The 11980-nt window shown below is 59.3% G+C and carries 9 protein-coding genes and 4 pseudogenes; 9 read left to right on the top strand and 4 right to left on the bottom strand.

What is annotated here, in order from left to right:
- Positions 1–130: 130 nt before the first annotated feature.
- Entirely contained in the window at positions 131–724 is a 594-nt protein-coding gene (locus tag OC184_RS12565) for an SOS response-associated peptidase (RefSeq protein WP_378926645.1), read from the top strand.
- Positions 725–1156: 432 nt separating this feature from the next.
- On the opposite strand, the pseudogene OC184_RS20495 reads toward OC184_RS12565, so the two are convergent.
- Positions 1157–1399: pseudogene (locus OC184_RS20495) on the bottom strand (helix-turn-helix domain-containing protein); the annotation flags it as partial.
- 217 nt (positions 1400–1616) lie between these two features.
- Here OC184_RS20495 and OC184_RS12555 point away from each other — a divergent pair.
- Positions 1617–2195, top strand: a complete 579-nt coding sequence (locus OC184_RS12555) for a recombinase family protein (RefSeq protein ID WP_265507525.1) — start codon at positions 1617–1619, stop codon at positions 2193–2195.
- A 109-nt stretch (positions 2196–2304) separates the two neighbouring features.
- Positions 2305–2538, top strand: coding sequence for a GNAT family N-acetyltransferase (locus OC184_RS12550; RefSeq protein ID WP_265507524.1), 234 nt, complete (start codon positions 2305–2307; stop codon positions 2536–2538).
- 8 nt (positions 2539–2546) lie between these two features.
- Here the strand turns inward: OC184_RS12550 and OC184_RS12545 are convergent, their stop codons facing one another.
- The 3 genes from OC184_RS12545 to OC184_RS12535 are packed head-to-tail and all read right to left on the bottom strand — an operon-like array spanning position 2547 to position 4358.
- On the bottom strand, positions 2547–2939 hold the full coding sequence (locus OC184_RS12545; protein ID WP_265507523.1) for an arsenate reductase family protein: 393 nt from the start codon (positions 2937–2939) through the stop codon (positions 2547–2549).
- Entirely contained in the window at positions 2936–3988 is a 1053-nt protein-coding gene (arsB, locus tag OC184_RS12540; RefSeq protein ID WP_265507522.1) for an ACR3 family arsenite efflux transporter, read from the bottom strand. Before arsB ends, OC184_RS12545 begins: the two co-directional genes overlap by 4 nt.
- A gap of 37 nt (positions 3989–4025) precedes the next feature.
- On the bottom strand, positions 4026–4358 hold the full coding sequence (locus tag OC184_RS12535) for an ArsR/SmtB family transcription factor (protein ID WP_265507521.1): 333 nt from the start codon (positions 4356–4358) through the stop codon (positions 4026–4028).
- A gap of 595 nt (positions 4359–4953) precedes the next feature.
- On the opposite strand from OC184_RS12535, the pseudogene OC184_RS12530 reads away from it, so the two are divergent.
- From OC184_RS12530 to OC184_RS12505, 6 genes and pseudogenes are all read left to right on the top strand, one after another.
- Positions 4954–6278 (top strand): annotated as a pseudogene (locus OC184_RS12530) (IS3 family transposase).
- A 240-nt stretch (positions 6279–6518) separates the two neighbouring features.
- Positions 6519–8999 carry a DEAD/DEAH box helicase gene (locus OC184_RS12525; protein WP_265507520.1) on the top strand — a complete coding sequence of 827 codons (2481 nt, stop codon included), beginning with the start codon at positions 6519–6521 and terminating at the stop codon, positions 8997–8999.
- Positions 9000–9164: 165 nt separating this feature from the next.
- A pseudogene (locus tag OC184_RS12520) lies at positions 9165–10567 on the top strand (IS5 family transposase).
- A 97-nt stretch (positions 10568–10664) separates the two neighbouring features.
- Positions 10665–10826 carry a hypothetical protein gene (locus tag OC184_RS12515; protein WP_265507519.1) on the top strand — a complete coding sequence of 54 codons (162 nt, stop codon included), beginning with the start codon at positions 10665–10667 and terminating at the stop codon, positions 10824–10826.
- A 484-nt stretch (positions 10827–11310) separates the two neighbouring features.
- Positions 11311–11490 (top strand): hypothetical protein, encoded by a 180-nt coding sequence (locus tag OC184_RS12510; protein WP_265507518.1) that lies wholly within the window; start codon positions 11311–11313, stop codon positions 11488–11490.
- A 186-nt stretch (positions 11491–11676) separates the two neighbouring features.
- Positions 11677–11902, top strand: a pseudogene (locus OC184_RS12505) (transposase); the annotation flags it as partial.
- Positions 11903–11980 lie beyond the last annotated feature (78 nt).

Genomic DNA, 11980 nt, shown 5'->3' with positions numbered 1-11980 from the left:
CGCAGATCGCTGTTTCCTTCAGTGACACATCGAGTCCGGCATAGTATTCCATGACTTCCTCCATGATGAAGAGAGCAGAAGCGTGAGGCCAGAGCTGCGCTGCTGCAATCACCCCATCTATAACGTGACCATGCCCCAGGAGGCGATGCGGCGTCTGTTTGACGGCCTGGTCGACCATGCGGGCAACGTTGCCCCCGGCAAGGTCTACCCCGACCGGTGGGCGCCGATCATTCGCAACGGCGAGGGTGGCCCAGAGTTGGTCAAGGCCCGGTGGGGCATGCCATCACCGCGCTCTGTCTTGAAGACCGAGCGGGATCCGGGCATCACCAACATCCGCAACCTGGGCTCTCCCCATTGGCGCCGCTGGCTCGGCCGGGAGCATCGCTGCCTGGTGCCGCTGACCAGCTTCTCCGAGCCGCTCGGGAAGGGCAGGGGCTTTCAATGGTTCGCACCCGCCAACGACAGCCCGATCTTCTTTGCCGGGATCGAGACGCGGGAATGGACCTCGGTGCGCAAGGTCAAGGACGGAGAGACCACCGACGACCTCTTCGCCTTCCTGACCAGCCCGCCCAAGGCGGAGGTGGGCGCGATCCACCCCAAGGCAATGCCGGTCATCCTGACCAGGCCCGAGGAGTGGGACGCATGGCTGAACGGGATCCGGGCGGAGGAACTGCAGCGGCCACTGCCGGACGGGGCGCTGGAGCTGATCAATGAGCCGGCCTGAACAGCTGGCCGGAGCAGGCGGATCAGGATCATCCTTGCGCCAGATCGCCTGGCACAGGGCTAGCGTGGTGTTCACGGCGCTTGGTGCCGCGGTTGTCAGGGAAAAGCCGGCAATGGCCCGGCTGTGATCGTCCATGACCACGGTCAGCCATGGCCGGACAGGTTTGCCGTCCTCGATCACGAGAATATCGAGCATGGTATGATCAGCCTGCCACATCGCGTTAGGTGCATCGGCGTCGCGCCGATGCACGAGTTCGTGGCGGTCGCGATAGGCCGCCGCGTCCGTTGCGGCGGCAATGCGCTCGGGCTCGACCCCGCGCACGATCCCGGCCACGACCGAATAGCTCGGGGCGGCAAAGCCCCGGGCCGTGGCTTCGGCCCGGACCTTGCGGTGGATGGCCGCCGCCGTTGGCCGGTGACGCTTGGTTGCCAGGCTCCGCACAAGCGCCTCGATCTCAGGGGTAAGCCTTCGCGCAACTCCGGCATCGCTGCGCCGTGCCCGTTCCAGACCCCCAATGCCATGGGCCCGCCAGGCCGCCAGCCAGCGATGCAAGGTGCGTTCCGCAACGCCGCACTCGGCCGCAATGCGGGCCAGTGGAATGTCCTGCTCCAGATGGGGCTGCAGGAGCCGGAAACGCGCGAGGGCTTTCGAAGAAGCAAATCCGGGATCTGACATGACCGGATCCTGTGGCGAGGAACAGACAGGAGCATCCGCCTGTTCAGGTCATTGCTCAAGATATGATTTCAAAAAACGTCCGTTTGATGGAAGGTCAGCAGCCGTGTCCGAAAACTGTCGCAACAACGGATAACCGGACATCTTGATTTTTGGACGGCTTTACGGACAAATGGAACTCGTCGGATGCCCCCGGCGCACACTTTTCCGCCGGAGACCCATGTCCCCCATTGGCTACGCCCGCGTCTCGACCGCCGAGCAGGATCTTGCTCTTCAGCTCGATGCCCTCCACGCTGCCGGAGCAACCCGCATTTTCGAGGATCGCGGGGTGTCGGGCGCCAAGACCGAACGCCCTGGGTTAAACGCGGCGCTATCGTTCTTGCGGGACGGCGACATTCTCGTAGTCTGGAAACTCGACCGCCTCGGCCGCTCCATGACGCATCTGCTTCAGACCGTCGCCGAACTGGAAGATCGCGGCGTGGGTTTTCGGTCGCTGACCGAAAACATCGACACCACGACCCCCACCGGGCGGCTCGTCTTCCACATCTTCGGCGCGCTCGGACAATTCGAGCGAGATCTGATCCGTGAGCGGACGAATGCAGGGCTCACGGCAGCAGCAGCAAGGGGACGAAAGGGCGGCCGGCCGATGGCTGCCACGCCGGAAAGAGTCGCCCGCGCCCGCCAACTAATTGCAACTGGCCTCACCGTGCGCGAGGCCGCCGCACGCGTGAAAGTCGGCAAGTCCGCGCTTTATGCCGCCCTGAGCAATGGCGAACCGAAAAACGATGCAAACGGATAGCTTGGGCACCTGCGCCTAGAAGCGGTCATTCAAAGAGCAAGGCGCAACGACTGGGATGCGAGACCTAGCTGCCGTTGCTTGCTGGCGGAAGCCGCTTATGATGCCGAGCATGAACGATGCCTATCGCCTTCCCGAAGAGCTTCAGACTGACCGCTATCTACTGAGGCGTGTGGTGCCAGATGATGCCGAAGCGATCTTCAAAAGCTACGGGACGGATGCCATTGCAACCCGTTACCTCGGCTGGAAACCGCATCAGCGTGTCCAAGATACAAGGGCATTTCTTGAGCGAGTGGCGAAAGAATGGGCTCTTCACGTCGATCTGCGGCTACTAAGGCGTGTCTGAAAAAAGCGCTATGCGGATGGGCTGCAATCAGACAAGAGCGGGCCTGCCGGCAGGCGCTCCAGCAGCCCCAACACGGCCTGGGACGGGCGGCAGAGCCGCACGCCCTTGGGCGAGGCCACGATGGGGCGATTGACCAGCACCGGATGGGCCAGCATCGCCTCGAGGATCTGAGCGTCGGTGACGCCCTCCTCCAGCAGGCCCAGTTCGGCGGCGGGCGATTTCGATGTCCGCAGCGCCTGGCGCGGCGTCAGATCCGCCGCGGCCAGCAGGGCCAGAAGCTGCGGACGCGTCCAGCCTTCGGCCAGGTAGTCGATCACTACCGGATCGGCGCCCGAGGCTCGGATGATTTCCAGCACATTGCGCGACGTGCCGCAGGCGGCATTGTGGTGGATGACGATCATGCGCGGACCTCCGGGAAACGGGCGCGGGTGCGGTTGGCGAAGGCAACGAGGGACAGCATCACCGGCACCTCGACCAACACGCCCACCACCGTGGCCAGCGCCGCGCCGGAGTTCAGGCCGAAGAGGCTGATGGCGACGGCAACCGCCAACTCGAAGAAGTTCGAGGTCCCGATCAGCGCGCATGGCGCCGCGATCCGGTGTGGCACGCGCATCAGCCAGGCCGCGCCATAGCCGATGGCGAAGATCAGGTAGCTCTGGATCAGGATCGGCACCGCGATCAGGGCGATGGCCGCGGGCCGGTCGAGGATCGTCTGCCCCTGCAGGCCGAAGAGGATCGCGACTGTCGCGACGAGGCCGATCATCGACCACGGCTTCACACGCGTCGAAAACGCCTCGATCCGCGCGGCGCTGCCAAGCGCACGGCGCGTCAGCAGCCCCGCCGCCAGCGGCAGCACGACATAGAGAACCGTCGCCAGCACCAGGGTCTGCCACGGGACGACGATCTCGGTCACGCCCAAAAGCAGGGCGACGATGGGAGCGAAGGCGACGACCATGATCACGTCATTCACCGAGACCTGGACCAGCGTATAGCTCGCGTCCCCGCGCACCAGCTGGGACCAGACGAAGACCATCGCGGTGCAGGGGGCGGCGCCCAGCAGGATCAGGCCGGCGATGTATTTCTGCGCGTCCTCGGGTGCGATCCAGGGGGCAAAGGCATAGTCGAAGAACAGGACCGCCAGCAGCGCCATCGTGAAGGGCTTGATGAGCCAGTTGACGATCAGCGTGATCAGCAGGCCCTTCGGCTGACGGAACGCGTTGCCGACCGCGCCGAAGTCCACGTTCACCATCATCGGATAGACCATCGCCCAGATGAGCACTGCGACGACGAGGTTGATCGAGGCGATCTCGGCCCCGGCGATCGCCTGCACCAGGCCCGGCGCCAGCGCGCCCACGGCCAGGCCTGCGATCATGGCAAGCCCGACCCACAGGGTCAGCCAGCGCTCGAAGCCGCCCAAGGGAACGGACTGGATGCGTGTCATGTCGGTCATCGTGGTTCAGCTTTCACATGTGCGGACGAGGCGGCGATCAGCAATCACAGGCGATCTTGTCCAGAACCGGCTGGCACAGTTCAGGCCGCCCGCCACAGCAATCCTCCATCAGGAAGGCAAGCAGCCCCCGCATTGTCTCCATCCTGGCAAAATAGCGAATCGAGCGGCCTTCGCGTTTGGGCCGCACCAAGCTCGACCTCGTCAGGATGGTGAGGTTGTTCGACAACGTGTTGGGCCGAACGTCGAGGCGTGCGGCAATCTCTCCGGCCGCCATGCCGGACTGCCCGGCCTGCACCAGCAGGCGAAACACATCGATGCGGATGTCGTGCGCAAGGGCGGACAGGGCGTCTAGCGCCGCATTCTTTTCCATTATTCATGGGTAATAGAATAATAAGATTGGTGCAAGCCCTGTTAGAAACCTCAGCATTCAGGCGATGTCAGCTGCCTTGGAGACGCTGCACTACCGCATGCGATGATCCTTGGCAGCTGACTTACCCATCCGAGTTTGCTGCAGCTGCATTCTCCGCAGGGGCTGCGATCGGCAGCAATGGGCTCTTCACGTCGATCTGCCGCCCTCGTCGGCGGTATTGGGGGTGCAGCAGACTCTGACCCGCGCATTCGGCCCATGCCAGTCATCCAAGCTTGGCATGGCGCATGACCGGGCCCCAGCTCAGAAGCCTCAACCCAGCTTAAATGCGACCACAATCTGCTAATCGGGCTTGGTGCAGCACGTTGTTGCTATAAGCTCACCCGCAGATCATGCTCAGTGCATCTTCACGCTAGAACCAGCCCGAAAGGCCGCCAATGAGCAGTGAACGGTGAAGACTAAACATCCTCATCAAAATAACAGCTGGGCCGCGCGGGCGCGGCATTCTACAGTGCGAATTGAGCAAAAAACTGGGCTGGGGCACGGTTTCTTGAGACAGCGTCGAGCGCTACTTTTCCGTAGGAACGGGGGGTAGAACATGGACGACAAGAACGAGTTGAAGCCTGGCGCGACGGAGGCCTCGGCCCCGACGACGTGCGCTCCACACGCTGGCGGCGTCGGGGCCGAGGCCGGTCGAGGCAAGCGCTTCTCCGCAAAGAGAAAGCTGGTCGCGGTGCAGCGGCTGATGCGGGGCGAGAGCCTCGAGACGTTGTCGCGGGAGTTGAACGTGCCGGCGCATCGGTTGTCGGAATGGCGTGACCGCGTCCTTTTCGCGGCCGAGACCGCGCTGAAGGAGCGCGAGCGCGACGCGCGCGATGACGAGATCGCGCGGCTGAAGACGAAGGTGGGCGACATCACCATGGCCAACGAACTTCTTTCTGCGAAGCTCGAAAAGCTGGAGGCGGGCCGCCCTTTGGCCGGGCGGAGGTCGAGGAGATGACCGGCATTCTCTTGCCTTCCGCTGGCCGCCGCTACCCGCTGGCCACCGTCTGCCGGCTCTGGGGCCTGTCACGAGCGAGCCTGTATCGGCGGCACTTTGCGATGGCGGCGAACGAGCCGCACCCTCCCCGCCGTCGTCGGGGCCCACAAGGCGCCGCCAGCGACGCCGACCTTCTGGCGGCGATCCGGGAGATCATCGAGGCTTCCCCCTTCACGGGCGAGGGCTATCGCAAGATCTGGGCGCGGCTGCGCTTGCGGGGCTTGTGGACTGCTGCACGTCGGGTGCGGCGGATCATGAAGGAGCACGGCCTGCTTGCGCCTCACCGGCCGGCACCTCGGGCGGCGCATTCTCATGACGGAACAATCGTGACCGAGCGGGTGGACCAGGTCTGGGGCACGGATATGACAGAGACCTTCACGACCGCCGAGGGTCGAGCCTATGTCTTCGTCGCCGTGGATCACTGCTCGGGTGAGTTCGTCGGCATCCACGCCGCCTCCGGCGCCAGCCGTTGGGAAGCGCTGGAGCCGGTCAAGCAGGGGATCGCGAAGCATTTCGGGGCGCTTGAAAGGGCCGGAGTGGCGACGGGCCTCACCCTGCGCCACGACCATGGCTCCAACTACATGTCGGGCGACTTCCAGCGCGAGGTCCACTTCATCGGCGTGACCAGCTCGCCCGCCTTCGTCCGCCAGCCCGAGGGCAACGGCGTGGCCGAGCGGGCGATCCGGACGCTGAAAGAGCAACTCCTCTGGGTCCGGCACTTCGCCACGGTGGAGCAACTGCGGCAGGCGCTGGCCAGCTTCGCCGCACTCTACAACGCCAGCTGGCTCCGGGAACGGCACGGGCACAAGACGCCCGATCAGATCCGGGCCGAGCAGAAGGCTCTTGAAACCAAAGCCGCCACAAGGTTCAAGCTGGTGGCATGACCGACGCAAAGCGCTGTCTCAAAACCGGGCCGCGGTACAAATTGAGCAAAAAACGTTTCTGGGGGAGTCATATGGCAGCGATCGCCAAAGAGATTCTTTCCGCGGCTAATCGTACGCAACCATAAGCTAGCACAGGTACACGCGAGCGCACCCATCACTGTGCTAAATATATTCCCACAGTAGACTTGGACTACGCGCGAACTATTTTATCTCGAAAGATTGTGAAGTAAAGGAAACACGATGTTTGAACTTGACCTTGGAAAACTTGATACCGGTTTGACGGGTGATGCGCAGTATGACCCAAGGAACATCTTTACAACCCTATCGAAGCATAAGAGATTTAATCGTCCCTCAGATGAACAGTCCGATGTTCTGACCGCATGGTTCGAGAATCGCGATCAAAAAGACACAACCATTAAGATAAATACTGGCGGCGGAAAGACGCTCGTTGGCCTTCTAATACTGAAAAGCTCTCTAGAGGAGAAAAACGGCCCGGCAGTTTATCTCGTTCCGGATAATTATCTTCTCGAGCAAGTGTTAAGTGAAGCTCGCGACCTGGGTATTGAAGTTACCGACGACCCTAGATCCGTTGAGTATTCTTCTGGGCGCTCAATTCTTGTAGCAAACGTTTGGAAGCTATTTAATGGTAAATCCGTTTTTGGCGTCGGCGACGAGGGATCTAAGATTAGAATTGGATCTCTAATCATTGACGATGCGCACGCGTGCTTGGATACAGTATCTAAGCAATTTCTAATTCGGCTGGATAGTGATCATAAAGTATATAAGGATATTTTGAGTCTATTTGAGGGTGATCTCCGATCGCAATCACACAGTCACTTTCTCGACATCAGAGATAACGACCCAAGCTCGATGATGCGCATCCCCCATTGGGCATGGAGGAATAAGCACGATTCTGTTCTCGCTTTGCTGCATGCCAATCGAGAGGACGAGGAGATGCTGTTTAATTGGCCATTGGTGAAGAGAAATCTTAAGGATTGCAAGGCAGTTTTCTCTCGGGGCGTCTTGGAAATATCTCCAAACTTCATTCCGATTGACATGATCCCATCCTTTGTTTCAGCGCAAAGGCGGATATATATGACCGCAACCCTCGCGGACGACAGTATCCTTGTGACTCACTTTTCCGCAGACGCGAAATCTGTCTCTAAACCAATTTTCCCAAAAAATGGCGGGGTGATCGGGGACAGGATGATCCTTGTGCCCGAGTATTTCAATACGGAAATTTACGACAGTGATATTAAGGAATTCATTAAGAGAAAATCAAAAGAATATAATTGTTGTGTAATCGTACCATCTAATGAGCGTGCGAAGTTCTGGAATGACTCAGCTGACCAAATTTTGAAGGCTGAAAATTTAGTTGAAGGAGTGTCTAAACTGAAAGCAGGTCACGTCGGCCTCACAGTTCTGATCAATAAGTATGATGGAGTTGACCTCCCGGGGCCGGCCTGTGACATTCTCGTGCTTGATGGGCTACCAGAAGTCCAAGGAGTCATCGAGCGCTATGAAGGCTTAATGCTCGACGATAGTCCCACATATTTCGCAAGACAAGTGCAGCGTATCGAGCAAGGAATGGGGCGAGGCATTAGATCGGGAGATGATCACTGCCTAGTGTTTCTCATGGGATCGAAGCTTGTTGAGCGAATTAGTCAATCTACCGCTACTGACTACCTTTCGCCAGCGACACGAGCGCACCTGAAGTTATCGGAACAAATAAATAAGCAAATGACGGGTAGATCTCTTAAGGAAATTGAGCCCGCATTAGACAACTGCTTGAAAGCAGTTCCAGGATGGGTGGCGCGCGTCAAGGCGAGCGTAATTGCTGGTGGCGCGCCTAGAACCGGAGTTGTGAATAATAATGCTGTCAGGCTTCGTGCCGCGCATGACTTTTCAGTTGCGGGCCACTTTAGAGAGGCTTGCAAACTTGCGGAAGAAGTTGCAAATGCATCTATGGACAAGGCTTATTCAGGTTATATTAAGCAGCAACTATCTGACTATATGCACGAGCTCGATCCGATTTCAGCTCAAGAGATCCAGAAAAGCGCTCAGAATACCAATAAAAGACTTCTCAGGCCGATTGCTGGTGTCGAATACAAAAAGATTTCGGCGCTCGACTTAAATCAATCTCAAGCATCTGTTCGCTTTATGCATCGCTTCCTCGAAGCGAACGACCTCGTTGTCTGGTCTAACGCTCTTCTAGATGATCTTGAATGGAGTGAGCCTAAGTCAAAAAGATTCGAAAAGGCGATTATGGAGTTGGGCGCTTATCTTGGATTCAGGTCTCAAATGCCGGAGACGGAAAGCGGAAGAGGGCCTGATAATCTTTGGGCTGTTGGTGGTCTAAAATATTATATTATTGAATGCAAGAGCGGCGCAACAGAGGCAGCTAACATCTGCAAAAAGGATTGCAACCAACTTAATGGCTCTATTGAGTGGTTCGATCAGGAGTATGATCAGACGTGCCATTGCACACCAATAATTATTCACCCAAAAAGAACCATTGAACATGCCGCAACTCTGACTAAGGGTACAAGGATTATTGATGAGCAGGGTCTCGAAAAAATGAAAGTAGCCATCAAAGAGTATACGGTGGCTATATGTCAAAATCAGGATTATCGAGACCATAGCAAGGTTCACTTGAAGCTAAAGCATTTCAAACTTACTCCAGATGCATTCGTTCAGTCGTATTCAGTCGATGCACCCTAATCTCTGGGCTGTATCGTCACCTTATTTTTTGGGGAAAGATGATATAGTTCGCCCTGAATAAGTTAGAACGGCCTGCATTTGCTGGGTGATTGTGCCAAGACGGTGGCGTGGAATTGCAAGGTTTCGTATGCTGAGGCTTGAAACCTTGCGAATTCCGGAGCTGTGATGAAGCCTCATCCGCGCGCTGAAGAGCAGGATGATCTCCTGCGCCCCCGGCTGACCGACATGATCGATATGCGGCATGAACTGGCGAAACTGGCCGCGCTGATCGATTGGGAGTTCTTCGAGCGGGAATGGTCGGGTTTCTTTCCCTCCGGCACGGGGCGGCCGGCCACATCGCCGCGGCTGGTGGCGGGCCTGCTGTATCTTCAACATGCCTATGGGTTGTCGGATGAAGCCGTGGTCGCCCGTTGGGTCGAAAACCCGTATCACCAGCACTTCTGCGGTGAGGTCTTCTTTCAGCACCGTCCACCGATCGACCCGTCCTCGCTGACCCGGTGGCGCAAGCGGATCGGCGAGTGAGGCGCATTGCGCCATGGGTCCGAGCAATGTGCCGAACGGGCCGAGTGGCTGCTGACGAAGACGATCGAGGCCGGGCGCAGGTCCGGGACGGTAAAGGATCGCAGCCTGTCGCGTGTCGCAGTGGATACGACGGTGATGGAAAAGAACATTGCCCACCCGACCGATGCGCGCCTTTATGAGAAGGCACGCTGCAAGCTTTTGGCCCTTGCCGATGAAGGCGGGATGACGCTGCGGCAGAACTACAACCGCCTGGCCCCGCGCCTGGCCCTGCAGATCGGGCGGCTCACGCCCATGCCAAGCAGTTCAAGCGCCTGCGCAAGGCCCTGAAGAAGCTGAAGGGATACACCGGGCGTGTTCTGCGCGACATTCGCCGCCAGTTGGACGATGTCCCGCAGGGGCCCTTTCGCGAGCGTGTTCTGGACACCCTCGTGCTCGTCGGTCGCCTGCTCCATCAGGCGCCCGCAAGCCGCGGCAAGATCTACGTCCTGCACGAACCCGAGGTCGATTGCATCTCAAAGGGCAAGGCCCGCAAGCGATACGAGTTCGGCACCAAGGTCAGCCTGGCCACCACCATCGACGAAGGCTTTGTCGTCGGCATGCGCGCCCTGCCGGGCAACCCATACGATGGACACACCTTGCCCGAAGCCCTGGAACAGGTTGCCATCCTGACCGGTCAGACCCCGAACCTGGCCGTTGTGGACCGTGGATATCGCGGCCACCCGGTCTCGGAAACGAAAGTTCTGATCAGCGGCACCCGCCGAGGTCTGAACCCTGCTCTGAAAAAGCTGCTGAGGCGGCGCAGCGCTATCGAGCCAGAGATTGGACACATGAAAACCGACGGCCGCCTGTCGCGCTGCCCGCTGAAAGGCACGACCGGCGACGCCATCTTTGCCGTGCTCTGCGGCTGCGGTCACAACATCCGCAAGATCCTCGCCTACCACAGGGCTTTGTTGGCCTGCATCCTGGCCGCCATATACGCCGCCACCCTGCCGGGGATCAGAACAGGAACCGGCAATCTCGCCCACGGACAGCGTTGTTCAGCCTGAACGACGTAATTGCTGACTTCAACAGAGTTCAGGGGGACATCAATCTTTCCGCACTGGATGTAACCCTGCGGCTCTCGGTAAGCAGGCATTGGACGTCGTGGGTACTGACAGCTACTCGGGTTCGGCGGGCGAACTGCGTTATCAGCAGAACGACGGAACAACGCCGGTCTTCGCCGACAGTGATGGTGATCGACGAGCAGACTTCTCAATCGAGCTGTCCCGACAGATCGTCCTGCACGAGCACGACTTTTTCCTCTGATCATGTCTTCCTCCGCGCATGGCGCCTGAAGCTCATGCGCGGAGCAGCACTTGCGGGGGGCAACGGCGTCCGTGTCGACGGAGGGCGCTCAGCCCTCAACTGCGATGTCGCGCTACAGCCAAAATGATCTGCCTTCGCACGTGCGGTGAAGGGGCCGGCTATTAGAGCCGTCAACGCCTCGGCAGCGGCGTAAGAGAAAGCCAGCCGGCGAGGCCCCACAAACAGGTATCCAGTTTCACTTCGACCTTGATGAACGTGGCCGCAGAGAGGTCCGGGTTCGGGAAGCGCTGGTTCCGTACCTGGTGGACGCGATCAGGAAAGAGTACTCCAGCCCGGTCACCGTCTACGGGATTGGGAACGCTTCCGGCTGAGGGCGACGGAGTGAAAGGGCCGCGATGGTTGACGCGGGAGCCGGCGCAGGCGGTGGACGCAACCGCCTCATCCGTATTACGTTGAACTGGCGCTCATGAGGGAGGCCCAGTTCATGACCGAGACTGTCACCGATGAAAGGCTGCTAGAGTGCATTTACGAAATTCAGCGGGACCTCAGCGAAATGAGGGCTGAACTGGCGCGTGCAGCTTCAGACAGACGTGCATTCCATAAGGAGATGGCTCTGTTCCTTCAGTCGCGCCTCGGCAATGAGCAGCCAGACCTGCGCAAGTAGGAGATCAAGTTCATCTCTGTCAGCACTGACGATGAGATAGACCGGCTCTGGTCGGAGACACGCAGGCTCAACGCGGAAACCGCCAAGCTGATGGCTGAGAAGCACAAGCTAGCGGCCGAAGAACTGCACCTGCAGCGCTGAGGCATAGCTCCAGTTTGCCAGGCAGATGCCGCAGAGAGCTCATACGAGACGCTGGACAACCGCGCCAGCATCTCGGTCGTGGCGCGGCGCAATGGTGCAGCGCCAAACCTGTTGTATCGTTGGCGACGGCTCATGCTCGAAGGGGAGGGTTGCCGTGGCCGAGGATGATGATGTCACCAGCAACACGGTTGTGCGGCAGTTGGAAGACTGCATTCGCAAACTTGAACGTGCGCTTGGTCGCAAGACGCTGGAGTCTGACATCCTGCGCCAACCGCGTCGGCGGGGCCTGCGTTCGAGCTTCCGTTCTGAACGCGCACCCCAGCCGCGTTCTTGCGCGCGGTTTGCCGCG

Source organism: Paracoccus rhizosphaerae (assembly GCF_026162645.1).
GTDB classification, from domain to species: domain Bacteria; phylum Pseudomonadota; class Alphaproteobacteria; order Rhodobacterales; family Rhodobacteraceae; genus Paracoccus; species Paracoccus rhizosphaerae.
This window is presented reverse-complemented; position numbering and strand designations above follow the sequence as displayed.

What these genes read in the sequence shown, in the direction of transcription:
- OC184_RS12510 (WP_265507518.1), top strand. Translation starts at nt 11,311, where the DNA reads ATGACCGAGACTGTCACCGATGAAAGGCTGCTAGAGTGCATTTACGAA.
- arsB (WP_265507522.1), bottom strand. Translation starts at nt 3,988, where the DNA reads ATGACCGACATGACACGCATCCAGTCCGTTCCCTTGGGCGGCTTCGAG.
- OC184_RS12565 (WP_378926645.1), top strand. Translation starts at nt 131, where the DNA reads ATGCCCCAGGAGGCGATGCGGCGTCTGTTTGACGGCCTGGTCGACCAT.
- OC184_RS12535 (WP_265507521.1), bottom strand. Translation starts at nt 4,358, where the DNA reads ATGGAAAAGAATGCGGCGCTAGACGCCCTGTCCGCCCTTGCGCACGAC.
- OC184_RS12550 (WP_265507524.1), top strand. Translation starts at nt 2,305, where the DNA reads ATGAACGATGCCTATCGCCTTCCCGAAGAGCTTCAGACTGACCGCTAT.
- OC184_RS12555 (WP_265507525.1), top strand. Translation starts at nt 1,617, where the DNA reads ATGTCCCCCATTGGCTACGCCCGCGTCTCGACCGCCGAGCAGGATCTT.
- OC184_RS12545 (WP_265507523.1), bottom strand. Translation starts at nt 2,939, where the DNA reads ATGATCGTCATCCACCACAATGCCGCCTGCGGCACGTCGCGCAATGTG.
- OC184_RS12525 (WP_265507520.1), top strand. Translation starts at nt 6,519, where the DNA reads ATGTTTGAACTTGACCTTGGAAAACTTGATACCGGTTTGACGGGTGAT.